Raw genomic sequence first — 24822 nt, 5'->3', positions numbered from 1 at the left:
CCTTTTTTACATGACAAGTTCGAACTTCTCTTCGGGAGCTTCGCGATCCTGGCGGTCCATAAGGACGCCGAGGATTTTTTCGATCAGTCTGAGCGAACCGGTGTATCCGACGTTCGGGAAGTAGCTGTGGCCGATGCGATCGAGGATCGGGAAGCCGAACCTGATGAACGGAATGTTCTCGTCCCGGGCAATGTATTTGCCGTAGGTGTTGCCGATAAGCAGATCGACCGGCTCGTTCTTCATCCACTGGTGAAGCAGGAACATGTCTGCATTGAGTCCGTTTTTGAAGTTTGCCCCGGGAATCCTCTGGAGGATTTCTTTCATGCGTTTTTCGAAACGCATGCCAGGGGTGCCGCTGACGATGTGGACCGGTTTCATGCCGAGGTCGAGCAGAAATTCGGTGAGCGGAATGAGCTGGTCGGGATCTCCGAAGAGCGCCACTTTTTTGCCGTAGAAGTACTGTTCCATGTCGGTCATGACATCGACGAGCCTGCCCCTTTCCGCGGTGATTTCGTCCGGAACCTCGACGTCGGCCGCCTTGCTGAGCGACATGATGAAGCGGTCGGTCGCGCTGAGGCCGATGGGCATATCGACGGTTTCGAACGGTACCTTGCATTTTTTGTCGAGTCCGATTGCCGCAGGTTCGGCGCTTATGCAGCCGAGGGCGAGCGAGCATTTGCTGTCGCCGGCACTTTTGAGTTCTTCGACGGTGGTGCCGCCTTTCGGGTAGAAGACGTGCTTGCCGGTCTGCGGCGCGTCGAGTACGTCGGAGGTGTCAGGGAAAAGCACGATCTTCACTCCGAGTTCCTTGGAGAGGCGCTTGATTTCGCGCATGTCGGATGGTTCCATCCAGCCGGCGATGATGTTGATCTGATCTTTCGTTTCTCCCGTTGACCGGGCGAACTGCTCTGCGATGCCGGTCAGCATGTTGGCGTAGCCGGTTACGTGCGAGCCGACGAAGCTCGGGGTGCTGGCATAGATCACGTATTTGCCTTCGGGAATTTTTCCGTCGTCGCTGGCTTTTTTGGTGATCTGCTGCAGGTCGTCGCCGATGGTTTCCGACAGGCAGGTTGAGTGCACGGCGATGATGTCGGGATCGTAGACCGCAAAGATGGTTTCGATCGACTGGAGCAGGTTGGCCTGTCCGCCGAACACGGAAGCGCCTTCCGTGAACGAGCTGGTGGCAGCCATGACCGGTTCCTTGTAGTGGCGGGTCAGGGTGCTGCGATGGTAGGAGCAGCAGCCCTGGGAGCCATGGCTGTGAGGCAGACAGCCGTGAATGCCGAGCGCGGCGTACATGGCTCCGATCGGCTGGCAGGTTTTTGCCGGATTGATCGTCAGTCCTTCGCGCTCTTTAACCTCTTTTGGTGTGTGTCTTAATAACATGGTTCAATAGTCTCCTGTTTCCTGATTACTGTGTCACGTAAGCGGCTTCGAGTTCTGTGCCTTCTGCGTTTCCTGCTTTTTCCCATGGAGCTTTGATCAGCTTCCAGACGGGGTTGTTCACCATGCGGTCGATATCCCTGTAGAAGTTGGTTGCGCCGACAAAACCGGTGTAGGGTCCGCCGTAGTCGTAGCTGTGCAGCTGCTTGAGCGGTACGCCCATTTTCTGGACCACATATTTTTCCTTGATGCCGGCGCAGAAAATGTCCGGTTTGTAGATCTCGATCAGCTTTTCGGATTCATAGTGGCTGACGTCGTCGATGACGAGCGATTTTTTCATCATCTGTTTCATCATGCCCTCGTAGCCGTTGATTTCGAGCCCTTTTTCTTTCAGTGCTTCCAGCTCAGCTTCGGTTTTTCTCGGCTGATAGAGCTCGGGATCGGCGGTTACTTTCAGTTCTTCGATGTTTTTGCTGTCGGCGTCAATCTTGATGTTCGGAAGAACGTGACGGCCTTCGTAGTCGTCGCGGTGAGCGAATTCGTATCCTGCGGCTACCGTCGTCATGCCAAGCTCGGTGAAGAGATCCTGGTAGTGGTGGGCGCGCGAACCGCCGACGAAGAGCATGGCGGTCTTGCCTTCGGTACGGGGACGGATTTCGTCGATGATTGCCTTTACTTTCGGCATCTCTTCGGCAATCACCTCTTCGACCCGGGCTTTCAGTTCGGTATCGTCGAAGTATTCGGCAATCTTGCGCAGCGATTTGGCGGTCGATTCGGCTCCGACGAAGTTCACCTTCATCCACGGGATACCGTATTTGGTTTCCATCATCTCGCCCATGTAGTTGATGGAGCGGTGGCACATGATAACGTTGAGATCGGCCGTGTGCGAGTTTTCGAGCTGGCCGACGGTGGAGTTTCCGCTGAAGGAGGCAACGAGCGTGATGCCGCATTTTTCAAAAATGCGTTCGATCTCGAAGGCGTCGCCGCCGATGTTGTATTCTCCGAGCAGGTTCAGTTTGAACTTGCCCTCCTTTACTTCGTTGTTGCGGCCGACCATGTGCTTGAACACGCCGTTGTTGGCGATGTGGTGGCCTGCGGACTGGCTGACGCCGCGGTAGCCTTCGCAGCTGAAGCCGAAGACGTTACAGTCTCCGAGTTTTTCGCGCATCTCTTTTGATGCGGCATGCACGTCATCGCCGATCAGACCGACGGGACAGGTCGAGAAGATCGCGATGGATTTGGGATGGAACAGATCGTATGCTTCCTGAATTGCCTGTTTGAGTTTCTTTTCGCCTCCGAATACCACGTTCTCTTCCTGCATGTCGGTGGAGAAACAGTAGGTGATATAGTTTTCATGTTCCGGGGTTTCCGGCCGTGTCTGGTTGCGACGGGTCAGCCATGCGTAAAAACTGCAGCCGATGGGCCCGTGTACGATGTTGACGATGTCGCGGGTCGGTCCGAGCACAACGCCTTTGCAGCCTGCGTATGAACAGCCGCGCTGGGTGATGATGCCGGGAACGGTTCGGACGTTCGCCTGTACTTCAGGTATGGTTTCAGGGTCGTTGATGACGATCGATTTGGTTCGTTTTTTTGCGACCTTAGCCGGGTATTTCTGTACCAGTTCCTCCCTGATTCTGGACGGATCTGGATATTGTTTCATAGCCTCCATGTAACTCTCTCCGTTTACACCTTGTAAGTTGTTCTCGTTAGTTCAGCGCTTCGTCGCCTTCCTCTCCGGTCCTGACCCTGATGGTGTCGAGGATCGGGGTGACAAATATTTTTCCGTCTCCGGGTTTGCCGGTCTGGTTGGTTCTGATGATGGTGTCGATGGCCTTCTGGCACAGTTCGTCGGGAACCACAACGGTCAGAATGCGTTTTGCAACCAGCCGCGGTGCGTTGCCGAGCTGTGCGATGGCTTCCGGATGACCGGCCTGGGCGCCCTGAAGGATATCGAAGTGAACCTGGCCTTTGCCGCGGCCCATGACTCTTCCGGTTGCCGTGAATGCGGGAATGCCTGCATCGACGAGCGCCTTTTTGGTTTCGTTCACCTTGTTGATGCGGATGACTGATATGATCTCTTTCATCAGGCCTCCTTGCCGGCCAGAGTCGGCTCGCTTTCCTTCGTTCCGGAGCTGATGGTGTAGACCTCTTCGACGGCGGATACAAAGATTTTGCCGTCTCCGAATTTTCCTTCGGCATCGGATTTGGCATTGTCGAGAATGGCCCTGATCACGAAATCCTTGTCGGCATCGGGAACAACCACGAAGAGCATCTCTTTGGGCAGTTCGTCGTATACCACGTCGCCGACGCGAAGACCCCGCTGTTTGCCGCGTCCGACGACCGAGATTTTGGTTACTGCCGGGTAGCCGGCATCGAGGAGGCCCTGCATGACGTCGTGTACTTTTTCAGGCCTTACGATTGTTCTGATCATTAACATGTGCGAGTTCTCCGTTTATTAGTTGGCGATGCCGAATTCTATGAGAAGCGATTCAAGCTCGTCGATTTCGAGCGGCTTGGGTATGACGAACATTTTGTTTTCGTCGATTTTGCGTGCAAGCGTGCGGTATTCGTCGGCCTGGGCGTGCGTCGGATCGTAGTCGATGACGGTTTTGCGGTTGATTTCCGCGCGCTGGACGAAGTTGTCGCGAGGTACGAAGTGGATCATCTGGGTACCGATCCTGCGGGCCAGCTCCTCGATCATCTCGCGCTCGTTATCGACCTTGCGGCTGTTGCAGATGAGACCGCCGAGGCGCACGCCGCCGGCATCGGCATATTTCAGAATGCCTTTGCAGATGTTGTTTGCCGCGTACATGGCCATCATTTCGCCGGAGCAGACGATGTAGATCTCTTCTGCCTTGCCGTCGCGGATCGGCATGGCGAAGCCGCCGCATACAACGTCGCCGAGCACGTCGTAGAACACATAGTCGAGATCCCATTCGTCGTCGTAAGCGCCGAGCTGTTCGAGCAGGTTGACCGAGGTGATGATGCCTCGGCCTGCACATCCGACGCCGGGTTCGGGTCCGCCGGATTCGGTGCAGCGTGTCGCTTTGTATCCCTCTTTGATGATGTCTTCGAGTTCAACTTCTTCTCCCTCTTCCCGCAGGGTGTCGAGTACGGTTTTCTGCTGCAGGCCGCCGAGCAGGAGGCGGGTCGAGTCTGCTTTCGGGTCGCAACCGACGACCATGACTTTTTTACCCATTTCCGCAAGACCGGCAACGGTGTTCTGTGTCGTGGTTGACTTGCCGATGCCACCTTTTCCGTAAATCGCGACTTTTCTCATGTTTCGTTCTTATTTAGGTTTTCATTGTGTTCTGTATAAAATATTCAGACTGAGATATGGTTTTGCCTGAATAATTATGATTAAGAGTATGCAAATGACGTGCCAGAACGACGCATTCCGCCCATCCTGTTTGTGGTACGGCAGGTGTTCGTGATGGTTAAGTCCTTTTATATAAATATATTAAGGAGTATTTCTTTTTTTTTTGACGATGCTGAAAAGGGAGAGTCCGATGACGGTGCCGCTGTCATTTTGAAGGGGAAAAACCTACATAATGGTATCCTGCTGCATGAATGCACCGAAATGTAGGTTTTTGCGTCGCTGGTTTCCGGCACGGAAGGGGTGCATGGTCGTCTGTGGGGTTGCGGATTGTCTTTGCTTGAGCGGGGGGGCGTGAAATTTTCGGATTTTGAAAGCGAAGCGTGCCGTTCAGGAGGACGATCGTGTTTTTCAGTGTTACAGCGGGTGTTTTCGGTCTTCGGCCTGTGTCGGCGAAGTCGGACGTCGAATGGAAATGTTACATAAATGGAGGTTTTCGGATATATGCGGGTATGTCGGCCGTCGGGATGATTGCCGCAGGCTAAAGCTCGAGTTTCAGGTGCGTTACCTTTGTACCGACAGCCATTTTCTGAGGGTGTTATCGATAGTTCTGATTGTTACCGGTTTTGAAAGGTAGTCGTTCATGCCGACGGCAATGCAGTTGTTCTGGTCTTCGGCGGTGGCGTTGGCCGTCATGGCGATAATGGCGATATCTTTATCGAGCACGCCCGAGGTGCCGCTTCTGATGGCTTTTGCCGTTTCGAATCCGTCCATGACCGGCATCTGAAGATCCATAAGCACCAGGGAGTATCGTTTCGTTCTGAGAGCTTCGAGTGCTTCGAGACCGTTGATTACAGAGTCCAGCTTGTAGCCGAGTTTGGTGATCATCGCTTCCGCGACCATTTTGTTGATCTGATTGTCTTCGACCAGCAGTATTGTCTGTTCGGCGGGAGGTTGTGTCCGGGGGGTTTCGGTCTCCGGGTGCCGTGTGGCGTTTTCGGCGCCTTCGGCGGGGCAGGGGTTCTTTTCGGATATTGTCGGGAAGGTGATTTCGAGGTTGAATTGCGTGCCTTGTTTTTCTCTGCTGATGACGTTGATGGAGCCGCCCATCAGTTCGGTCAGTTGTTTTGCGATGGTCAGTCCGAGACCTGTACCTCCTTCCTTGCGGGTGGCTGAAGGATCGAGCTGGGTGAATCGCTGAAAAATCAGGTCTTTTTTGTCGTCCGGTATGCCGATTCCTTCATCAGAAACGCTGATTCTGAGCCGCTGGCCGGATTCGTCTTCAGACAGTTTCTGTATCGAGACGATGATTCTGCCGTTGTAGGTGAATTTTACGGCGTTGTCAAGCAGGTGGGCAAGCGTCTGACGAAGGAGCACCGGGTAGCCGTATTGTATGGCATCGATGTCCGGGTCTTTTTCGATAGTAATGTCGAGCTTCTTGCTTGCCGCCCTGAAGGAGATCCGCGAGAGGGTTTCTTCAAGCAGTTCCTGCAGGCTGAAGGCTTTTTTTTCCATTTTCAGTTTACCCGCGTCGATGCTGCTCAGATCGAGAATGTCGTTGATGAGCTGGAGCAGTTGTTCGGAACTGGCAAGGATGATGTCGGTATATTCCTGTTGTTTCGTATCGAGTTCTGTCGTTGTGAGCAGTTCCGTCATTCCGATTACCGCATGCAGCGGAGTTCGCAGTTCGTGCGAGACATTGGCCAGGAAGATGCTTTTGGCTTTATTTGCGCTCTCGGCTTCCTCTTTTGCGCTTTCAAGCTTGCTGATAAGGAATTGCTGAATTTTTTCTTTTTCTTCCACCAGCTTTTTTTCCTGCAGGAGTTTATCGTAGAGCGATTTTGTGTTTTCGAGAGCGGCTTCGAGCTGGTGTTTCTGTTCTTTGTCGCTCTGCTGCATTTCTCTGAGGTCTTTGTTCAGGAGGGAAATGATCGCGTAGAGGTCGTGGAGGGGGTGTGCCGCCATTGCTGCCTCAATATCGGGATCTGTCCGGCGACAGGTATCGTCGAACAGAATTTTTGCGCATTGCGATGCGAACAGGTCGATTTCATGTTGTGTTATGCTGACGCTTGTCGCCGATTCATGTCCGGGAACTCCGGAATGGGAGTTGATTGCGGCGAAGGCCGCCTCTGTTGTGGGGACAAAGGCGAAAGCCTGCTGAACAAAGGTGGCGAAAAGGCGGAGCATCGACTTGAGCAGGGGCGATGCTCCGCAGATATAGGTTATGGATGGCGAGCAGTTGTGCCGGCGATGCAGCCGGTTCAACGCATTGGCATAGAGGAGCCTCGAGTTGAAGGATGCTTTTACGACGCCGGAATAATCGGCAATTCTTATGTAGGAGCAGTTGTCGAGTACTCCGCTGTCGAAAAGCCTTTCGAGAATGTCTATGGCTTCCGTCGTGCTTTCCAGCTCGATCGGTCCGCTTATGGAAGAAAAGAAGAGTCTGTGGGGAATGACCGCATTACTGTAGAAAACCCCGGTTTTCGGGTTTTCGTATTGCCATTCCGGTTTGAATTCAAGATTGGCGTAGGCAAACTGAGCGGAACCGTATGTTTCAGATGAGGTCTTGTTCATTCGGATTTTACCTTTTCAGGAGTTCGGAATATCGGTATTCCATTGCTCCTGGTAAAAGTCTGGGGGGTATCCTTACAGCTCTTTGCTGTTCCGCTTATATGTATGCTATTTTACCTCTATATTCGGTATTTTACAAAAAAGTACTCGAAAACGGAAAGATCTGTGAGATTGATAGTCGGTACCGGAGTTTATACTCTGAATTTTCTGTAATCGATATTGAATTTTTTAACGCGCAGGCCCATGATTCTGTCCGACAGGCCGAGTTGCGCCGCAGCCCGGGACATGTTTCCTTTTGTGCGTTTGAGGGCTTCGATGATCATTTCGTTTTCTATGGAATCGAGTTTCTGCTGCAGGGAGCCGGTATAGGGCGTTCCGCTCGATTCTGCCGTCTGCAGGCTCGGCGGCAGGTGGTAGCCGTGAATGACGTTGTCTTCGCTGAGGATGACCGCCCTCTCGATGCAGTTTTCCAGTTCGCGCACGTTGCCCGGCCAGTGGTAGCGCATGAGCATATCGATCGATGTTGTCGAGATCCTTCTGACCCCTTTCTGATTCATCCGGTTGTATTTTTCGACGAAATAGTCGGCAAGCAGGAGTATATCTGTTTTTCTTTCCCTCAGAGGAGGAACCGTTATCGGGAAGATGTTAAGGCGATAGTAGAGGTCTTCCCTGAAAAGCCCGTCTTTTATGAGGTCTTCAAGGTTCCTGTTGGTTGCGGCGATGACCCGTACGTCGACTTTGATGGTTTTGGAGCCTCCTACCCGTTCGAATTCTTTTTCCTGCAGGATGCGCAGCAGTTTGGCCTGCACCGGCAGACTGAGTTCTCCGACTTCGTCGAGGAAGATCGTGCCGCTATGGGCAAGCTCGAACCGTCCCTGGCGCATGCCCGCCGCTCCGGTGAATGCGCCTTTTTCATGGCCGAACAACTCGCTTTCGACAATGCTTTCGGGAAGCGCCGCGCAGTTGAATTTTATGAAGGGCTTGTCGGCTCGCCGGCTTTTGAAATGGATTGCGCTTGCTACCAGCTCTTTTCCGACGCCGCTTTCTCCGAGTACGAGCGTGGTCGCGCTTGTTCCGGCGATTTTGTCTATCATCCGGAACAGCCCGAGCATGGGCTTGGCATTGCCTATGATGTTTGAGGGACGCTCCGTATCCTCATGGTTTTCTTCGGTTTTTTCCTCTTCTCCGATATGAGCGGCAATCCGGGCAGTGGTGTCGTGTCCATGGTGTTTTCTGCCGTTTGTGCTTTCTTCGTGAGCGAGCTGTTTGAGGCGGACGGCCTGGGAGATCATGGAGGCGATGATGGAGAGCAGATCGACATGGTGCTGCATCATATCCATCCGCTGGTTTTCAGCATTGATCCTTTTTGTCGGATCGACGGGGAGTTGCGGTTCTATATGGCGGTCGGCGCTGAGCGTACCGATGATTTCCGTGCCTGATTTTATGGGAATGCAGATGAAGCAGAGGTCTTCCTTGCTTGTCTTGCGGCGTGAACGGGTGCGGTCGAGAAAAAGCGGTTCTTCCTGGATGTTGGGCACCAGTGCGGGCTTGCCGGTCTTGACGACCTGACCGATGATTCCTTCTCCTATACGGTAACGGCCGCGTTCTTTTTCTTCTTCGCTCAGTCCGAAGGATTCGTTGATGACGATTTCGCCGTTGTCGCGGTTCAGAATGGTGATCATGCCGCGCAGCATGTCCATGTGTTCCGACATGATGAAGAGTACCAGGCGGAGCACCTTGCCGATATCGTTTTCGATGGTGACGGTTCTGCTGACCTCGGCCAGAAGGCTGATACTGCTGTCTTCTTTTTTCTGGGGTGTGAGCATGGTTCTTATGGTAATGGGTTCCTTGTCTCGCAATATGAACGGTAGATGGTTTTCAGTTCGCATTCGGTCAGCGCTCTTTTTTTCTCTCCGGCGGTTTTTCTTACTGCCGAAAGCAGTTTTCCGCTTTCCTCCTTCGAAAGGCTGATGCCGTGTGAGTTGTAGAAGTGATGAATTGACGCGCTGCCTGAGTGTTTGCCGATGACCAGTTCGCTGTCGTTCCGGCCAACCTGCTCGGGAAGAAAGGGCTGATAGGAGAGCGGGTGCTTGAGCAGCGCTGCGCAGTGAATGCCGGATTCATGCTGAAATGCGGATTTGCCGATAACCGGTTTCTGTTCCTGAACAGCTCTTCCTGATGCCTTGCTTACGGTTTCGCAGAGCGCAGCCAGACGGGTGGTGTCGAGGCGGGTGGCGAACTTTCCGGAAAGTTTGAGCGCAACGGCGAGTTCTTCGAGAGCCGCATTGCCGGCGCGTTCGCCGAGGCCGGTAACGGAGACGCTTACCGCGTCGCATCCGGCTTCGAGAGCCGTGTATGCGTTGGCTGTGGCCATGCCGAGATCGTTGTGGGCGTGAAATTCGATCGGCGGATGGTCGGTGCTCCTGATCGTATCGAGAAGCGCCGTGATCGAACCCGGCGTGGCTATACCGACGGTATCGGCGATTCTTACCCTCTGGGCGCCGCAGGATGAAGCATCGCGAAAAAACGCGAGCAGAAGTTCCCTGTCGGCTCTCGTGGCATCCTGCGCGCCGACGCTGACGAAGTCGAATATCCGTCTGGCTCTCGGAACCAGCTCGTGCAGCTGCTCACGTACCCACTGGTAATTTTTGCCCATCAGTTCCATGTAGAGGTTCGAGAGCGGAAAGCTGATATGCACGCCCTCGCTTCCGCTCGCGGCGGCATGTTCGATATCCTGCCAGACCGCCCGGGCCCATGAAGTGAGCCGCAGGGGCAGACCGAGCCGGGTAATTGCTCTGATGGCTCGGCATTCGTCTTCGCTTATGGCCGGGTATCCGATTTCGAGTTCGTCAACACCCGTATCGGCAAGCATCAGGGCTATGCGCGTTTTTTCGGCAGGAGTGAAAACCACGCCAGGAGCCTGTTCTCCGTCCCGGAGGGTCGTATCGATGATCCAGGCTTGCGGTACCCTCGGACTTTCGTGCCGGGATGATGTTGTCGTCATGGCTTTTCGGTTCTCTGTTTCAACCTCACAGTGCCTGTATTGGTTCGTGTTGTGTTTATTATTAAGTTTTTTATTAAAAAATCCTTAATAAGTAAGGCTTAATATAGCGATTAAAATAATATTTCAGACATTTTAGTGTTATTTCTGTTATGGATCTTTTCGATACCGGACTTGCCCATACAAGAGTAGACCGGTCTGTGGGCTGGGTTGTCGGAGAGGTCTGCATCCGGGCGGGTCTCTTGCGCGACGGGAATTAATTTGCCTGGTTTTCGGAAATATGCGGGCTATGCGCTATACTCGGAAAGTAAGGTGCAAAACGGCGCCTGGCCTTTAGTTTTAACCGAAAACCCTCGATAACAGTACAGTAGCTATGCTGACTTTTAACGACCTGATCCGGGATTGTCTTGCCGGCGTGCGCGAGATTATGCCATGGGATCTTGCCGCACGCATGGCCGGGAATTCCGACCTGCTCGTTGTTGATGTGCGGGAGCCTTATGAGTTCGATGCCATGCATATCAGGGGATCGCTCGGCGTTCCCCGCGGTATTATCGAGTCTGCCTGCGAATGGGATTACGATGAGACCGTGCCGGAACTTGCCGCTTCGCGTGAGCGGGAGATCGTGGTGGTTTGCCGTTCGGGCCGTCGCAGCGTGATGGCAGCGGCCGTGATGCAGCTGCTTGGCTATCAGAACGTCGTATCGCTCAGTACCGGGCTCAGAGGGTGGAATGATTATGAGGAACCTCTGGTGGATCGGGAGGGAAGAGTGGTCGATGAAGAGGTCGCCGATGATTTCTTCACGTCGAAGCTGCGTCCCGATCAGAGGCGTCCGAAGCCGGAAGATATCCGGTAGCCATGTATCGGCAAGCGGTTATGGAATGCCTCTCCCTGCCCCGGCTGATGATTTCGGCTCCCCACAAGAGTTCGGGAAAAACGACCCTGATGCTCGGCATCGCGGCCTCCCTTTCGGGCAGGGGGGATGCGGTTACCTGCTTCAAGAAAGGTCCCGATTATATCGATCCCATGTGGCACCGCCTTGCGTCCGGGCGGGAAAGTTATAATCTCGATCCCTGGCTGATGGGCAGCGAGGGGTGTCTTGCCTCTTTTGTGCGCAATGGTTCCGGGGGAACGCTTTCGCTTGTAGAAGGCAATCACGGACTGCACGACGGTCTGTCGCTCGATGGTTCCGACAGCAGCGCCGGTCTTGCCTCGCTGCTGCAGGCTCCGGTGCTGCTTGTTATCGACAGCCGGAAGATGAACCGGGGAGCTGCCGGTATCGTGATGGGCATGCAGGCAATGGAGCCGCATACCGTGATTGCCGGCGTCATACTCAATCAGGTGCGCTCCGAGCGCCATGCCGACAAGCAGCGGCTTGCAATCGAAACCTGGTGCAAGGTGCCTGTGCTTGGCGCAATTCCTGCCGATGAAAGGCTTTCGATCGCTGAGCGCCATCTCGGCCTGACGACCGTCGGCGAAACTGCCGGGGCCGAGGCATGCATAGGCGAGGCTGCGGATCTGGTATCGCGCTATTGCGATATGGATGCGATTCGTTCGCTTTTTTTTCAGGCGTCCCCGTTGCCGCCGGTGCCTTGTGAGGAAAGTCGGCTCACCGCTGTGGGGAAGGCGAGAATCGGGGTGTTCCGCGATGCGGCATTCTGTTTCTATTATCCGGATAATCTTCGTGCGCTTCGGGAGTGCGGAGCCGAGCTGGTTTTCATCGACTCCATGCGTCAGGCTTCGCTGCCTTCGGGCATACAGGGGCTCTATCTCGGAGGCGGATTTCCGGAATCGTTTTTCCGGGAGCTCGAAGCCAATCGCGCTCTGATGTGCGAAGTTCGCGAAAGGGTGAACGACGGTATGCCGCTCTATGCCGAATGCGGCGGGCTGATCTGGCTTTCCAGGAGCGGAACCTTCGGGGGAAAAACTTTTTCGCTTGCCGGCATCCTGCCCTTCGACATCGGTTTCGGTGTGCGTCCCGCAGGTCATGGCTACCTCCAGCTGAAGAGCGCGGTCGGGAGCCACTGGTTCGATCATGGCCAGGCGGTGAGGGCGCACGAGTTCCATTACTCTTCGCCCCTTCAGGATTGCGGATCGTGCTCGTGGCAGTTCGACGTCATGCGCGGGCGGGGTGTAACCGGACGGCATGACGGGGTACTGTATAACCGTCTGTTCGCTTCCTACGCCCACCTTCATGCGATCGGCAATCCGCAGTGGGCCGCGCGGTTTACGGCGCTTGCCGGCTCCTGGCGCGCCTGAGTTCGGTTCTCGCTTCGTCAGCATCGGGGCTGCCCGGTTCGCAAAAAAACAAAAAAATGCATCTTCGGTTTGAAAAAACCCTCTCCTTTTATTACTATATAGTTATATAACTGTTTTAATGTTTTACGCGTATCCGTAACCTCCAGTTCATATGGCGCGCGTGACGTTTCCGCACCAAGGGCCGGTCGTTTTTATACTGTTTTGCGATATCGTGTCCACATCTGATTACGCCTTGCAGAAAAGCTGAAATTCTTATTGCGGTGTTTGATTTTTATTGTTTCTTTTATTACTATATAGTTATATAAATATATAACTAATTATCTTCTTGTCTCTTTCCGTTTGACGGCGTTCGGATCAGGCGTCCCGGAGCGGCAGGGGATGGTCATCAACTGTTTACTTAACATCTCAACAGGAGCGAATCATGAGTATTGAAGTCAATGGCGTCAGCTACGAAACCGATGAAAACGGTTACCTCGTCAATCTTGAGGACTGGAACGAGGATGTTGCGGTCAAGCTCGCCGAGGGTGAGGATATCAGGATGGAAGAGCCGCACTGGGATCTGATAAAGTTTCTGAGGAACTACTATGAAGAGTACCAGATCGCTCCTGCGGTGAAAGTACTGACAAAGGCTATCGCGGCCGAGAAAGGTATGGACAAGAAAGAGGCTTCGGAGTTTCTTTACGGAATGTTCCCGAAAGGTCCTGCGCTTCAGGCCTGCAAGATTGCCGGACTGCCGAAGCCGACGGGCTGCGTGTAATTGAAGGGATTTCCGGTAATGCGGATGACCGATTTTTCAAACCCATTTTAACGGTGAATTAAAGGAGGAACTATGGTAGGTGCGACAGATGCTTCTTCACAGGAAGTGCATCATTGCGGGGGGTGCCATGCTGAGGGGAACGGAAACGGAAAGTTTCTCAATCCCACCCCCATGCTTGACGAGCTGGAAAGCGGCCCGTGGCCAAGCTTCATATCCGGCTTCAAGGGGCTTGCTGAACGGACAAAAAAGCCGATGCTTCGCGGGGTTATGGACCAGCTCGAATACTCCTACAATACGAAGATGGGGTACTGGAAAGGCGGTCTTGTGACGGTTGACGGGTACGGCGCGGGTATCATTACGCGCTATTCGATGATAAAGGACAAGTTTCCGGAGGCGGCCGAGTTTCACACGATGAGGATCCAGCCGGCTCCTGGCCTGCATTACAATACCGCCATGTTGCGCGAGTTGTGCGATATCTGGGAGAAGTATGGAAGCGGCATCATCACGCTGCACGGCCAGACAGGGGACATCATGCTGCAGGGTATCGAGCAGAATAAAGTGCAGCAGTGTTTCGACGAGCTCAACCGGAAGGGTTGGGATCTTGGCGGCGCAGGCGCCGGTATGCGGACTGCAGTCTCCTGTATCGGTCCAGGCCGATGCGAAAATGCCTGCTATGATAACCTCAAGTTGCATCTGAAAACCCTCAAGCATTTCGTTGGTGTTCTGCACCGTCCGGAGTGGAACTATAAGCTGAAGTTCAAGTTTTCCGGGTGCCCGAACGATTGCACCAATGCGATCATGCGTTCCGATCTTGCCGTTATCGGTACGTGGCGCGATGCCATACAGGTCGATCGCGACGAGGTGAATGCGTGGGTGGAGAAGAAAGGAATGGACGCGCTGGTCAATCAGGTGATCAATCTCTGCCCAACCAAAGCGATTTCGCTCAAAGATGGCGAAATGCATATAGAAACAAGGGATTGCGTGCGGTGCATGCACTGCCTGAACGTTATGCCGAAAGCGCTTTCTCCCGGAAAGGAGCGCGGTATTTCGCTTCTGATGGGTGGCAAGAATACGCTCAAGGTCGGCGTAAACATGGGTTCCCTGGTGATACCGTTCATGAAGATGGAGGATGACGAGGATATCGAGGCGTTCATCGAGCAGATCGAGGAGATAATCGACTGGTGGGAAGATGCCGGACTCGACCACGAGCGTATCGGCGAAACCATCGAGCGCGTCGGTCTCAAGCAGTTCCTCGACGGCGTCGGGCTCGAAGCGGACATCAATATGGTGTCGAGGCCGCGCGATAACCCGTACTTCAAGGCGCCGTACTGAGTGCGGCCGGGACGTAAAGCCTGAAAAACAACCATGAATCAGCTGCCCGGAGGGCGGCACTACACCCAAACGGAAAAGTAACATCATGAGCAGTCCTGCAAGAAACTGGAAGACCATAGAGTCGGGTCCTCACACCTATGAAGAGGCTCTTCATCCGGTGGTGAAAAAGAATTACGGCAAATTCAAATACCATGAAATTCCCAAACCGGGCGTGCTCAGGCACGTTGCCGAGAGCGGCGATACCATCTGGACCGTCAGGGCCGGGACTCCTCGTCAGGATACGGTGGATATGGTTCGGGTACTCTGTGATATTGCCGATAAATATGCAGACGGTTATCTGCGTTTTACGGTTCGTAACAATGTCGAGTTCCTCACGCCGAACCAGGATAATGTCGAGCCAATGATTGCGGAGCTGGAGTCGCTCGGTTTTCCTGTCGGCGGTACCGGCATGTGCGTCTCTTCGGTAGCGCATACGCAGGGCTGGCTGCACTGCGATATTCCTGCAACCGACGCCTCCGGTGTGGTGAAGTCCATGATGGATTCCGTCTACAAGGAGTTCAAGGATATGCAGATGCCCAACAAGGTGCGTCTTTCGACTTCCTGCTGCGCGATCAACTGCGGCGGTCAGGCCGATATTGCCATTGTGGTGAAGCATACCCGTCCTCCCCGTATCAATCACGACCATCTTTCTACCATATGCGAGCTGCCGAAAGCAGTCGCCCGATGCCCGGTTGCGGCCATCAGGCCGACGGTGGTGAACGGCAAGCGTTCCCTTATGGTGGATGAGGCCAAGTGCATCTGCTGCGGCGCATGTTTCGGAGCGTGTCCCGCCATGGAGATCAATCATCCCGAGCATTCGAAGTTCGCGGTCTGGGTCGGCGGCAAGAACAGCAATGCCCGTACCAAACCCTCGACCATGAGCATCGTGGCGCATAATCTGCCGAATAATCCTCCCCGCTGGCCCGAGGTGACCGAAGTGATCGGCAAGATCCTCACGGCTTACAAAGCCGGCGGCCGTCCCTGGGAGCGCGTGGGAGAGTGGATCAACCGTATCGGTTGGAAGCGCTTTTTCGAAGAAACCGGCCTGACGTTCGATGACAATATGATCGACAGCTATCGTCATGCCAGAACCACCTTCAACCAGTCGGCACACGTCCGGTTCTAACCGAAGGAGATAATGACCATGGTGGAATCAAATCCAATCCTCGATTTTGCGATCAATTACCAGTTTCCGGCTTTTGCCGAACTGGAGGGGACTGACAAGATCGTGGCGTTCGGCGACAGCAGCCACAAATGCCCGATTTATGTCCGTCAGACGCCCCCCTGCACGGCCGAGTGCCCCGCAGGGGAGGATATCCGCGGATACAATCGTCTGCTGAACGGTACCGAAAAAAGCGAAGATGCCTGGAAAGCCGCATGGGAGACTATTGTAACCATGAACCCTTTTCCAGCTGTAATGGGCAGGATCTGCCCGCATCCCTGCCAGAAAGGGTGCAACCGGCAGTATCATGACGAGAGCGTTGCCATCAATGCCCTTGAGCAGGCTGTGGGCAATTTCGGGATCGAGGCGGGTCTTAAGCTTCCCGGTCCGGGACCGGATACCGGAAAACGCGTTGCGGTGATCGGCGGCGGACCGGCAGGTTTGTCGGCGGCATATCAGCTGCGCCGCAGGGGCCATGCCGTGACCATTTACGATGCCAATGAGAAGCTTGGCGGCATGGTGCTGTACGGCATTATGGGGTACCGTGTGGATCGGAGGGTGCTGGAGGCGGAGATCAAACGCATTACCGATCTTGGTCTCGAACTGAAAATGAGCGTGCGTGTCGGAAAGGATGTCACGCTCGACCAGCTCGAAGAGGAATACGACGCCGTTTTTGTGGGAGTCGGTGCCCAGGTGGGGCGCGGTCTGCCGGTAGAGGGATTCGACACGACCCGAGGAGCCACCAACGCTATCGATTTCCTGCGCAACTACGAGGTGCTCGGCGACGATATTCCTGTCGGCAAAAAAGTTATTGTGATCGGTGACGGAAACGTTGCCATGGACGTGGCCCGCCTTGCCCTGCGTCTTGGATCGGAAGCCGTTGTGGTTTCCGGTGTGCCGCGCGATGAGATGGCCTGTTTTCAGAACGAATTCGATGATGCGGTGCATGAAGGCGCCGTGATGCACTATCTGACCGGCGTTACCGGTCTGCTTTCGGATGATGGCGGTGTTCGCGGCCTCGTCTGTTCGCGGATGATGAAGAAGGATAAAGGCGAAGAGGGGTGGAACTCTCCCATTCCGTTTTTCCGGTACAGAAGTTCCGGCGAAACGTTCGAGATCGAGGGCGATATGGTGGTTGCGGCCATAGGCCAGACTACCGATATGCAGGGTCTTGAAACGGTCGTCAACGGCCGTCCATGGCTGAAGGTCGATCGCCATTTCCGTATAGCCGGCAAGGAGAAGGTTTTCGGCGGGGGCGATGCCATCAAGGTCGATCTCATTACCACAGCAGTCGGTCACGGCCGCAAGGCTGCGGAGTCTATCGATGCGTTCCTCAATGGCCAGCCGCTGCCTGAACAGGGTTACCGCGAAGTGACCAAGGTGCAGAAGCAGGACGTGCTGTACTTCTTTCAGTCTCCGCAGGCGAAACGACAGACTGTTGTGCCCGATGATGTTGTCGGCAATCACGACGAGTTGCTTGTGGCGCTTTCAGAAGAGGAGGCTCTTGCCGAAGCCGCGCGCTGCATGAGCTGCGGTCTGTGTTTCGATTGCAAGCAGTGCGTTTCGTTCTGTCCGCAGGAAGCCGTAAGCCGGTTCCGCGACAATCCCGAGGGCGAGAAGGTCTATACGGACTATTCGAAATGCGTCGGCTGCCACATCTGCTCGCTGGTCTGCCCCTCCGGGTACATTCAGATGGGGATGGGGGACGGGCTTTAGGGGGCAGGAGAGTGGAGAGTGGTTCCATTAACTATATAACAGGAAGGCAATGTACGAAGCTCTTATTCAACAGACGGAAGAGGCTCTCGATCGCACGTCGAAGTGGGTCGAGGCGGGTTGGAGTGCCGCTTTCGGGCCGCGCGGCGTCGTGGTCGGTTCGCTGAAGGAGGCCATGGCGCTGCCTAGAACCGCAGTCTGCCGCGAGGAGGCCCGGAACTACTGGCGACAGGTGGAGCTGACGGCCGAGGATACATCGGCTTACGGCCGGAAGGCGCTTGAAGCGCTCAGGGCTGGCGATATCGGCAAGGCGATCGACGCACTGTATTTCGCACAGTACATGGAGAAACCGATTGCGGAGTACTCCCGTACCTGGCTGTCTCTGTACGAGGCGGCGATGGAGGAGACCGCTGCCTGCTGCTGACGCGACAGGCAGGGGGCAAGTTTTCCCTAACCTTACAATTTTCTTACCGTGAAAATAGGAATCCTGCTCAAGGAAGGACCGTATAACCACCAGGCAGCCGATACGGCCTACAAGTTTGCCGAAGCGGCAATTCGCAAGGGGCATACGGTTGATGCCGTGTTCCTTTACAACGACGGCGTCACCAACGTGACGAAAATGATGGATCCCCCCCAGGACGACCGGAACATTGCCGCCCGATGGGATCAGCTGCACAAGGAGCATGGTGTTGAGATTCTTGCCTGCATCGCTGCTTCGAAACGTCGCGGCATCTGCGACGAGGTGCTGATCGAGGGCGGCGAGATCACCGGACTCGGCACACTGACCGATATCGCTATCCGCAACGACAGACTTTTAACCTTCGGAGACTGAAAACTATGGGAAACGAACATGTGAAAAAGATCATGCACGTGATGCGTCATGCGCCTCACGGTACGATCTATACCTACGAGGGTCTTGAAATGATCCTTATTATGGCAGCGTACGAGCAGGATCTGTCGGTAGTGTTCATCGGCGACGGCATTTATGCCCTCAGGAAGAACCAGGATACGGCCGGGATCGGTATCAAGGGATTCGCCAAAACTTTCATGGCGCTTGACGGTTACGACGTAGAGAAGCTTTTCGTCGACCGTGTTTCGCTCGAGGAGAGGGGACTTTCGGAAGAGGATCTTGTTGTGGATGTGGAGGTGCTTGATTCTGCCGAAATCGGGGCGCTCATGAACCAGCAGGACGTCGTCATTCACCATTAAAGTTTTATGTCAATGCTGCATACCATCAATAAATCTCCATTTTCAAGCGACAGTTTCGAAACGGCTGTCAGGTTCATTCAGCCGGGAGATCCGGTGCTGTTCATAGAGAACGGTGTTTATGCCGTCGAGGAGGGGAACCGGTTTGCCGAACAGCTTGCCGGTGTTATAATGAACAATCCTGTCTATGCGCTGCAGCCCGATCTTGATGCTCGGGGTATTTCGAGTGTTGCCGAGGGTGTGGCGAAGGTCGATTACGATGGCTTCGTCGATCTGGTGGCTGAGCATCAGGTCAACAGCTGGCTCTGAAATTATATGGACGCTTCCGGAGCTATCCGTTTGAGCGTTCTGTGCAAGATGATCTTCTGTTAATTCTTTTTACCTCTGATCCTATGACTCGAACCTGGGAGCGGATCATCCGGGATAACCGGGAGACTATCCTGAAGCGATGGCACGAATGCGGCCTCGACCTTTTTTCCGGGAAAATGGTTCCCGGAACACCGCTGGCTGAGGCGCTTGCCGACGCAATGGGAATGATACTTGATGGCTTTCACGACCAGGGGGAGCTGTGCAGGGAGGGAGTGATGCGCTTGACGCGCATTCTTGCCGTGCATCCGTTCCCACCTTCGAAAAGCCTGTCGCTGTTCAGGGAGCTGAGGAGCATTCTGCAGGATATCGGGGGCATCGAAGGCGACGGCACGTTCTGTGCGGCGAGAATCGAAGAGATTGTTTTCGAATCGTTCGATCGTTTCATGGAGCATCGGGAAACCATCTACCAGCTCAAGGTCGAAGAGAGCCGTAGCAAAATGCACATGCAGCTCAGGAGGACCGGTTCATGAAAAAGATCTTGCTGCCTTTGGGAATGGTTGGCGGGCTTGCGCTCGTTCCTTTCGTCGGTGTGCAGTACGCGGGGCTCGATTATCTGTTCGGTGTCGTCATTCCGTATGCTGCTGCATTGCTGTTTGTTGCGGGTTTCGTGTACAGGATGGTGGACTGGCTTCGCCGTCCGGTTCCGTACAATATCACGTCCACCTGCGGACAGGAAAAGTCGCTCGAATGGATCAGACAGGATAAGATCGAAAGCCCCTCGAAACCGTGGCATGCGGCAGTTCGGGTGCTTTCGGAAGTGCTGCTGTTCAGGTCGCTTTTCCGTAACAACAAGGCCGAGTTTCGCAATGGGCCCGATCTTGCGTATGGATCGTCAAAGTGGCTGTGGCTCGGGGGGCTCGTTTTTCACTGGTCGATGCTTGTGATCGTTGTGCGCCATGCGCGTTTCTTTTTTGCGATGCCGCCCGGGTTTATCGATGTTCTAGATCAGATGGACAGCTTTTTCGATATTACGCTTCCTGCTTTTTACATCACCGACGCGCTTGTGCTGTCGGCCATCACCTTTCTGTTTATCCGTCGGATGGCAGACGCAAAAATGCGCATTATCTCGCTGCCGACGGATTATTTTCCGCTTTTTCTTCTGGGCGGCATCGTGGGGGCGGGCGTGCTGATGCGCTATATCGCCAAGGTGGACGTGATGCCGGTAAAGGATCAGATGCTGCGGCTGATGAACTTCAGTTTCGATCCCCCAGGCGAAATCGGTACGCTTTTCTACGTGCATCTTTTTCTTGTCTGCGTCCTGCTGCTTTACTTTCCGTTCAGCAAACTCATGCATATGGGGGCGATTTTTCTGAGTCCCACGCGCACCATGCTGAATAACAGCCGGGAGAAGATGCATGTCAATCCCTGGCGTCAGCCTATGAAGATCCGTACCTACAGCGAGTACGAGGAGGATTACCGCGAAAAGATGAAAAAGGCGAAACTGCCTCTCGAAAAGGAGTAACCATGTCGAAATATCTACCGAAACAGGCCGATCTCATCCGCGAGATGGAGGAGAAGCCGAGCCCGCTGAAAGGCGATCATGCCAAAATGGAGTGGTGGGAGATGCCGGTGGAGTTCCGCGAGGGGAACTTCTGCTTTCCGGCCAAGCCCGAGGTGATCGAGGAACTCGGTTTTTCCAATCCGCGCAAGTGGAACCCTGTCGACGATGACTGGAAGCTGCCCGAAGGGTGGCAGAAGATTCTCATGGACGGCATGCGGGAGCGGATAAAAAAGTATCGCTCCCTGAAGCTCTATCTCGATTCCTGCGTGCGGTGCGGTGCCTGCGCCGACAAGTGCCACTTCTTTCTCGGCACGGGAGACCCGAAGAACATGCCGGTGCTTCGTGCCGAACTGGTGCGCTCGGTATACCGGGGAGATTTTCCGATGGTGGAGAAGATTCTGAAGGGTTTTGCCGGATCGCGCAAGCTTACCAAAGAGGTGCTCAGGGAGTGGTACATGTATTTCTACCAGTGCACCGAGTGCCGTCGCTGTTCTGTTTTCTGCCCGATGGGCATCGATACCGCCGAAATTACCATTATGGTGCGCGAGATTCTGCAGCTCATCGGTGTGAACAATAACTGGATTCTTGCTCCGGTGGCGAACTGCAACCGTACAGGCAACCATCTCGGCATCGAGCCGCACACTTTCGTGCAGAACATCGAGTCGCTCGTTGACGACATCGAGGAGCTGACCGGAGTGACGGTGAACCCCACCTTCAACCGCAAGGGGGCGGAGATTCTTTTCATAACGCCCTCAGGCGACGTGTTCGGCGACCCCGGAGTTTACACCATGATGGGCTACCTGCTGCTTTTCGAGCATATCGGGCTCGACTATACCATCAGCACCTATGCTTCGGAGGGCGGGAACTTCGGTTTCTTCACCTCGAACGACATGATGCGCAAGCTGAACGCGAAGATGTATCACGAAGCCGAGCGGCTCGGGGTTAAGTGGATTCTCGGCGGCGAGTGCGGCCATATGTGGCGCGTGGTGCACCAGTACATGAGCACCATGAACGGTCCGGCGAACTTTCTCGAGGAGCCGGTTTCACCCATAACGGGAACGAAGTTCGCCAACGCGAAAGCTACGAAGATGGTGCATATTGCGGAGTTCACCGCCGATCTCATTCATAACAACAAGCTGAAACTCGATCCGCGGCGCAACGATCACCTGCGTACCACTTTCCACGATTCGTGCAATGTCGCACGGGGCATGGGCATGTTCGAGGAGCCGCGCTACATCCTGAACAAGGTGTGCAACTCTTTCCACGAGATGCCGGAAAACACCATCCGCGAGCAGACCTTCTGCTGCGGTTCGGGCAGCGGCATCAATGCCGAGGAGTATATGGAGATGCGCATGAAGGGGGGCTTTCCCAGGGCGAACGCCGTGCGCCAGGTGAAGGAGAAGCACAAGGTCAATTCGCTCGTCACCATCTGCGCCATCGACCGGGCCAGCCTTCCGCCGCTCATGCGGTACTGGAACCCCGGCGTGTCGGTCTACGGACTGCACGAGCTGGTCGGCAACGCTCTCGTTATGGAGGGAGAAAAAAAGAGAACCGAAGATCTCAGGGAGGACCCAATGACCGGATTTGAGGACAAGGAGGACGACGTTGACTAAAAAAATCGTTATGACGGCAGCATCGCTGCTTATTGTGGTGCTTGCCGGTATCTACGCTTTCCGCCATCAGGAGAGCCAGGCGGAAAAGGTTGCCGCTCCTGCTGCGACCGCTGTGGTTGACAGTTCGGCCTGCATCGCATCGAAAGAGTATATGAAAGCCAATCATATGCGTGTGCTTGACGAGTGGCGCCATTCCTCGGTTCGCGACGGGAATCGGGTGCATGTCGCTCCCGACGGCCGGAAGATCGACAAAAGCCTGAACAGCTGCCTCAATTGCCATTCGAACAACAGAATGTTCTGTTTCAATTGCCACATGTACGCCAATGTGAAGCCGAACTGCTGGAACTGCCATATTTCACCAATGGAGGCGCCCTGATGAACGAAGACCGCAGATCATTTATTAAAAAAGCCGGTATCGGACTTCTTGCCGGCATCGGTTCGGCAGCCGGATTGTTCCCGGCGCTTTCGCTCGAAAAAACCGTGTTTCCTGCATGGGACGAGAAGCCTGAACCCGGCAAACATCGCTGGGGCATGCTCATCGATACCCGCAAATGCTCCGGTAACTGCAGGGAGTGCGTGGCTGCCTGCCATTTCACCCATAACGTGCCCGATTTCGGCAACCGAAAGGACGAAGTGAAGTGGATATGGAAAAGCGGGTACGAAAAGGTGTTTCCCACTGCAAGCAGCCAGTTCCAGAGCAGCGAAGTGACCGAAAGGCCTTACCTCGCGCTGTGCAACCACTGCGCGGAGCCGCCGTGCACGAAGGCGTGTCCTACCGAAGCTACTTTCAGGCGTTGGGACGGTATTGTTTCCATGGATTACCACCGGTGCATCGGTTGTCGCTTCTGCATGGCGGCCTGTCCTTACGGTGCCCGCAGTTTCAACTGGCGCGATCCGAGGGAGGGCATCAGGCTTGCGAGTACGGAATATCCTACCCGTATGCAGGGTGTGGTGGAGAAGTGCAATTTCTGTTCCGAACGGCTGGTGAAAGGTCAGGAACCCGCGTGCGTGGAGGCCTGCCCCGAAGCTGCGCTGGTTTTCGGCGACCTGAACGATCCGGCTTCGGAAATCCGCAGACTGCTCGAATCGAACGAAACCATGCAGCGCAAACCCGAACTCGGCACGAAACCGTCAGTATTTTACATTATCTAAGGTATTCCCATGATTGAAAAAGCTCTGAAAGGAAGCCGGAACTACTGGCTCTGGATAGGACTTCTCCTGCTCTGCATCGGAGCCGGATATGCCGCCTTCTCGCGCCAGATGTGGGAAGGGCTCACCGTTACCGGCATGGGCCGCGACGTTAGCTGGGGACTCTATATCGCGCAGTTCACCTTTCTTGTCGGTGTGGCGGCTTCGGCCGTGATGGTGGTGATTCCGTACTACCTGCACAACCAGAAGGCGTTCGCCAAAACCGTGATTGTCGGCGAGTTCATGGCTGTTGCGGCTACGCTCATGTGCATGCTTTTCATTCTTGCCGACATGGGCCGGCCCGACCGGGTGCTGAACGTGCTGCTTTATCCCTCGCCTCATGCCATGGTGTTCTGGGATGTGATGGTGCTTAACGGCTATCTGGTGATCAACCTCGTGAGCGCCTGGACGGTGCTCGGCGCCGAGCGCAAGGGCGTGCCGCCGCCGAAGTGGGTCAAGCCCGTCATCTACCTTTCGATTCCCTGGGCGTTCAGCATCCATACCGTGACGGCGTTTCTTTATGCCGGGCTTCCGGGAAGGCATCTCTGGCTGACGGCCGTGCTTGCCCCAAGGTTTCTTGCCTCGGCGTTTGCCGCGGGAACCGCGCTGCTCATTCTCGTGACTCTCGTCCTGAAGAAAACCACGGGATTCGATGCGGGCAACGAGGCGCGCCAGAAGCTTGCCGTGCTTGCCGCATACGCCGGAGCGGCGAACTTTTTCATGATAGGCACCGAGTTCTTTACGGCTTTCTACAGCAACGTGCCGACGCACATGCATGGCCTGCAGTACCTCTTTTTCGGTCTGCACGGCAAGAGCGCGCTTGTGCCGTGGATGTGGCTGTCGCTGTTCCTGGGGTTCGGTTCGCTTGCGGTACTGATGAACCCGAAACTCCGTCAGACTTCGAAATGGCTTGTTGCCGCATGCGCGGGTATGGTGGCTTCCATCTGGATCGACAAGGGGGTAGGGCTGGTGCTTGGCGGCTTCGTGCCAAATCCGCTCGAAGAGATCACCGAATATGGAGTCACCCTGACGGAACTTGGCGTCACGCTCGGTATCTGGGCCGTGGGCATCCTTGTGCTGACGCTGCTGCTGAAGGTTGCCGTGACGGTGAAAAAAGAGCAGGAGGCGTAAGCCTGATTCTGGTGGACTGGTGTAATTACTGAAGCCTGCTTTCGTCTGAAGGCAGGCTTTTTTATGTGGCAGATGGCTTACACGCCGCGGAAAAACGCTATTTTCAGTAAAAGAATTTTCCGAAACCGGGAATTTAAGACGGCTGAAAGCCGGTTTTTTTCTAACCAGCTAACCAGCTAACCAGCTAACCAGCTAACCAGCTAACCAGCTAACCAGCTAACCAGCTAACCAGCTAACCAGCTAACCAGCTAACCAGCTAACCAGCTAACCAGCTAACCAGCTAA

The 24822-nt window shown here is 54.7% G+C and carries 24 protein-coding genes; 16 read left to right on the top strand and 8 right to left on the bottom strand.

The window, feature by feature from the left end; translation table 11 throughout:
• Positions 1-6: 6 nt before the first annotated feature.
• From nifK to K4305_RS05100, 8 genes are all read right to left on the bottom strand, one after another.
• Complete coding sequence (nifK, locus tag K4305_RS05135) at positions 7-1386, bottom strand: nitrogenase molybdenum-iron protein subunit beta (protein ID WP_331561321.1); 1380 nt, start codon at positions 1384-1386, stop codon at positions 7-9.
• Between the two features lie 25 nt (positions 1387-1411).
• Positions 1412-3052, bottom strand: coding sequence for a nitrogenase molybdenum-iron protein alpha chain (nifD, locus tag K4305_RS05130; RefSeq protein WP_331561319.1), 1641 nt, complete (start codon positions 3050-3052; stop codon positions 1412-1414).
• Positions 3053-3089: 37 nt separating this feature from the next.
• A complete protein-coding gene (locus tag K4305_RS05125; RefSeq protein ID WP_331561318.1) occupies positions 3090-3467 on the bottom strand; it encodes a P-II family nitrogen regulator in 378 nt (125 codons plus the stop codon).
• Positions 3467-3820, bottom strand: a complete 354-nt coding sequence (locus K4305_RS05120; RefSeq protein WP_331561317.1) for a P-II family nitrogen regulator — start codon at positions 3818-3820, stop codon at positions 3467-3469. Before K4305_RS05120 ends, K4305_RS05125 begins: the two co-directional genes overlap by 1 nt.
• Positions 3821-3838: 18 nt before the next feature.
• Complete coding sequence (nifH, locus tag K4305_RS05115; RefSeq protein ID WP_331561316.1) at positions 3839-4663, bottom strand: nitrogenase iron protein; 825 nt, start codon at positions 4661-4663, stop codon at positions 3839-3841.
• 600 nt (positions 4664-5263) lie between these two features.
• A complete protein-coding gene (locus tag K4305_RS05110; protein ID WP_331561315.1) occupies positions 5264-7273 on the bottom strand; it encodes an ATP-binding protein in 2010 nt (669 codons plus the stop codon).
• Between the two features lie 188 nt (positions 7274-7461).
• Complete coding sequence (locus tag K4305_RS05105; protein ID WP_331561364.1) at positions 7462-9096, bottom strand: sigma 54-interacting transcriptional regulator; 1635 nt, start codon at positions 9094-9096, stop codon at positions 7462-7464.
• 5 nt (positions 9097-9101) lie between these two features.
• Positions 9102-10274, bottom strand: a complete 1173-nt coding sequence (locus tag K4305_RS05100) for a homocitrate synthase/isopropylmalate synthase family protein (RefSeq protein ID WP_331561314.1) — start codon at positions 10272-10274, stop codon at positions 9102-9104.
• A 370-nt stretch (positions 10275-10644) separates the two neighbouring features.
• On the opposite strand from K4305_RS05100, the gene K4305_RS05095 reads away from it, so the two are divergent.
• The 16 genes from K4305_RS05095 to dsrP all read left to right on the top strand — a co-directional run bounded on the left by K4305_RS05095 (position 10645) and on the right by dsrP (position 24538).
• A complete protein-coding gene (locus tag K4305_RS05095; protein WP_331561313.1) occupies positions 10645-11124 on the top strand; it encodes a rhodanese-like domain-containing protein in 480 nt (159 codons plus the stop codon).
• Between the two features lie 2 nt (positions 11125-11126).
• Positions 11127-12527, top strand: coding sequence for a cobyrinate a,c-diamide synthase (locus tag K4305_RS05090; protein ID WP_331561312.1), 1401 nt, complete (start codon positions 11127-11129; stop codon positions 12525-12527).
• 421 nt (positions 12528-12948) lie between these two features.
• Positions 12949-13284, top strand: coding sequence for a TusE/DsrC/DsvC family sulfur relay protein (locus tag K4305_RS05085; protein ID WP_331561311.1), 336 nt, complete (start codon positions 12949-12951; stop codon positions 13282-13284).
• 72 nt (positions 13285-13356) lie between these two features.
• On the top strand, positions 13357-14616 hold the full coding sequence (gene dsrA / locus K4305_RS05080) for a dissimilatory-type sulfite reductase subunit alpha (protein WP_331561310.1): 1260 nt from the start codon (positions 13357-13359) through the stop codon (positions 14614-14616).
• Between the two features lie 85 nt (positions 14617-14701).
• Complete coding sequence (gene dsrB, locus K4305_RS05075) at positions 14702-15781, top strand: dissimilatory-type sulfite reductase subunit beta (protein WP_331561309.1); 1080 nt, start codon at positions 14702-14704, stop codon at positions 15779-15781.
• An 18-nt stretch (positions 15782-15799) separates the two neighbouring features.
• Complete coding sequence (locus tag K4305_RS05070) at positions 15800-17533, top strand: NAD(P)-binding protein (protein ID WP_331561308.1); 1734 nt, start codon at positions 15800-15802, stop codon at positions 17531-17533.
• A 49-nt stretch (positions 17534-17582) separates the two neighbouring features.
• Positions 17583-17954: a hypothetical protein gene (locus K4305_RS05065; protein ID WP_331561307.1), complete on the top strand. Its 372-nt coding sequence runs from the start codon at positions 17583-17585 to the stop codon at positions 17952-17954.
• 48 nt (positions 17955-18002) lie between these two features.
• On the top strand, positions 18003-18362 hold the full coding sequence (gene tusD / locus K4305_RS05060; protein ID WP_331561306.1) for a sulfurtransferase complex subunit TusD: 360 nt from the start codon (positions 18003-18005) through the stop codon (positions 18360-18362).
• A 5-nt stretch (positions 18363-18367) separates the two neighbouring features.
• A complete protein-coding gene (gene tusC, locus K4305_RS05055) occupies positions 18368-18739 on the top strand; it encodes a sulfurtransferase complex subunit TusC (RefSeq protein ID WP_331561305.1) in 372 nt (123 codons plus the stop codon).
• Between the two features lie 12 nt (positions 18740-18751).
• Positions 18752-19045: a sulfurtransferase complex subunit TusB gene (gene tusB / locus K4305_RS05050; RefSeq protein WP_331561363.1), complete on the top strand. Its 294-nt coding sequence runs from the start codon at positions 18752-18754 to the stop codon at positions 19043-19045.
• 83 nt (positions 19046-19128) lie between these two features.
• Positions 19129-19575 (top strand): hypothetical protein, encoded by a 447-nt coding sequence (locus K4305_RS05045; RefSeq protein WP_331561304.1) that lies wholly within the window; start codon positions 19129-19131, stop codon positions 19573-19575.
• On the top strand, positions 19572-20567 hold the full coding sequence (gene dsrM / locus K4305_RS05040) for a sulfate reduction electron transfer complex DsrMKJOP subunit DsrM (protein WP_331561303.1): 996 nt from the start codon (positions 19572-19574) through the stop codon (positions 20565-20567). The genes K4305_RS05045 and dsrM overlap by 4 nt, the downstream gene beginning before the upstream one ends.
• A 2-nt stretch (positions 20568-20569) precedes the next feature.
• Positions 20570-22219, top strand: a complete 1650-nt coding sequence (gene dsrK / locus K4305_RS05035) for a sulfate reduction electron transfer complex DsrMKJOP subunit DsrK (protein ID WP_331561301.1) — start codon at positions 20570-20572, stop codon at positions 22217-22219.
• Between the two features lie 10 nt (positions 22220-22229).
• Positions 22230-22595, top strand: coding sequence for a sulfate reduction electron transfer complex DsrMKJOP subunit DsrJ (gene dsrJ / locus K4305_RS05030; RefSeq protein ID WP_331561299.1), 366 nt, complete (start codon positions 22230-22232; stop codon positions 22593-22595).
• Entirely contained in the window at positions 22595-23371 is a 777-nt protein-coding gene (gene dsrO, locus K4305_RS05025; RefSeq protein WP_331561362.1) for a sulfate reduction electron transfer complex DsrMKJOP subunit DsrO, read from the top strand. The genes dsrJ and dsrO overlap by 1 nt, the downstream gene beginning before the upstream one ends.
• A gap of 9 nt (positions 23372-23380) precedes the next feature.
• Positions 23381-24538, top strand: coding sequence for a sulfate reduction electron transfer complex DsrMKJOP subunit DsrP (gene dsrP, locus K4305_RS05020; RefSeq protein ID WP_331561298.1), 1158 nt, complete (start codon positions 23381-23383; stop codon positions 24536-24538).
• Positions 24539-24822: the final 284 nt, after the last annotated feature.

This window comes from Chlorobium sp., assembly GCF_036528655.1.
Taxonomy (GTDB): Bacteria; Bacteroidota; Chlorobiia; order Chlorobiales; family Chlorobiaceae; genus Chlorobium.
Note: the sequence above shows the minus strand (reverse complement) of the source record. Positions and strands in the feature narration are given on the sequence as shown.

Coding starts and splice junctions, on each gene's coding strand:
- dsrJ (WP_331561299.1), top strand. CDS start 22,230: ATGACGGCAGCATCGCTGCTTATTGTGGTGCTTGCCGGTATCTACGCT.
- K4305_RS05100 (WP_331561314.1), bottom strand. CDS start 10,274: ATGACGACAACATCATCCCGGCACGAAAGTCCGAGGGTACCGCAAGCC.
- nifH (WP_331561316.1), bottom strand. CDS start 4,663: ATGAGAAAAGTCGCGATTTACGGAAAAGGTGGCATCGGCAAGTCAACC.
- K4305_RS05095 (WP_331561313.1), top strand. CDS start 10,645: ATGCTGACTTTTAACGACCTGATCCGGGATTGTCTTGCCGGCGTGCGC.
- K4305_RS05120 (WP_331561317.1), bottom strand. CDS start 3,820: ATGTTAATGATCAGAACAATCGTAAGGCCTGAAAAAGTACACGACGTC.
- dsrM (WP_331561303.1), top strand. CDS start 19,572: ATGAAAAAGATCTTGCTGCCTTTGGGAATGGTTGGCGGGCTTGCGCTC.
- nifK (WP_331561321.1), bottom strand. CDS start 1,386: ATGTTATTAAGACACACACCAAAAGAGGTTAAAGAGCGCGAAGGACTG.
- dsrK (WP_331561301.1), top strand. CDS start 20,570: ATGTCGAAATATCTACCGAAACAGGCCGATCTCATCCGCGAGATGGAG.
- dsrP (WP_331561298.1), top strand. CDS start 23,381: ATGATTGAAAAAGCTCTGAAAGGAAGCCGGAACTACTGGCTCTGGATA.
- dsrO (WP_331561362.1), top strand. CDS start 22,595: ATGAACGAAGACCGCAGATCATTTATTAAAAAAGCCGGTATCGGACTT.
- K4305_RS05085 (WP_331561311.1), top strand. CDS start 12,949: ATGAGTATTGAAGTCAATGGCGTCAGCTACGAAACCGATGAAAACGGT.
- K4305_RS05070 (WP_331561308.1), top strand. CDS start 15,800: ATGGTGGAATCAAATCCAATCCTCGATTTTGCGATCAATTACCAGTTT.
- dsrA (WP_331561310.1), top strand. CDS start 13,357: ATGGTAGGTGCGACAGATGCTTCTTCACAGGAAGTGCATCATTGCGGG.
- K4305_RS05065 (WP_331561307.1), top strand. CDS start 17,583: ATGTACGAAGCTCTTATTCAACAGACGGAAGAGGCTCTCGATCGCACG.
- dsrB (WP_331561309.1), top strand. CDS start 14,702: ATGAGCAGTCCTGCAAGAAACTGGAAGACCATAGAGTCGGGTCCTCAC.
- tusB (WP_331561363.1), top strand. CDS start 18,752: ATGCTGCATACCATCAATAAATCTCCATTTTCAAGCGACAGTTTCGAA.
- K4305_RS05045 (WP_331561304.1), top strand. CDS start 19,129: ATGACTCGAACCTGGGAGCGGATCATCCGGGATAACCGGGAGACTATC.
- K4305_RS05105 (WP_331561364.1), bottom strand. CDS start 9,096: ATGCTCACACCCCAGAAAAAAGAAGACAGCAGTATCAGCCTTCTGGCC.
- K4305_RS05125 (WP_331561318.1), bottom strand. CDS start 3,467: ATGAAAGAGATCATATCAGTCATCCGCATCAACAAGGTGAACGAAACC.
- tusC (WP_331561305.1), top strand. CDS start 18,368: ATGGGAAACGAACATGTGAAAAAGATCATGCACGTGATGCGTCATGCG.
- K4305_RS05110 (WP_331561315.1), bottom strand. CDS start 7,273: ATGAACAAGACCTCATCTGAAACATACGGTTCCGCTCAGTTTGCCTAC.
- K4305_RS05090 (WP_331561312.1), top strand. CDS start 11,127: ATGTATCGGCAAGCGGTTATGGAATGCCTCTCCCTGCCCCGGCTGATG.
- nifD (WP_331561319.1), bottom strand. CDS start 3,052: ATGGAGGCTATGAAACAATATCCAGATCCGTCCAGAATCAGGGAGGAA.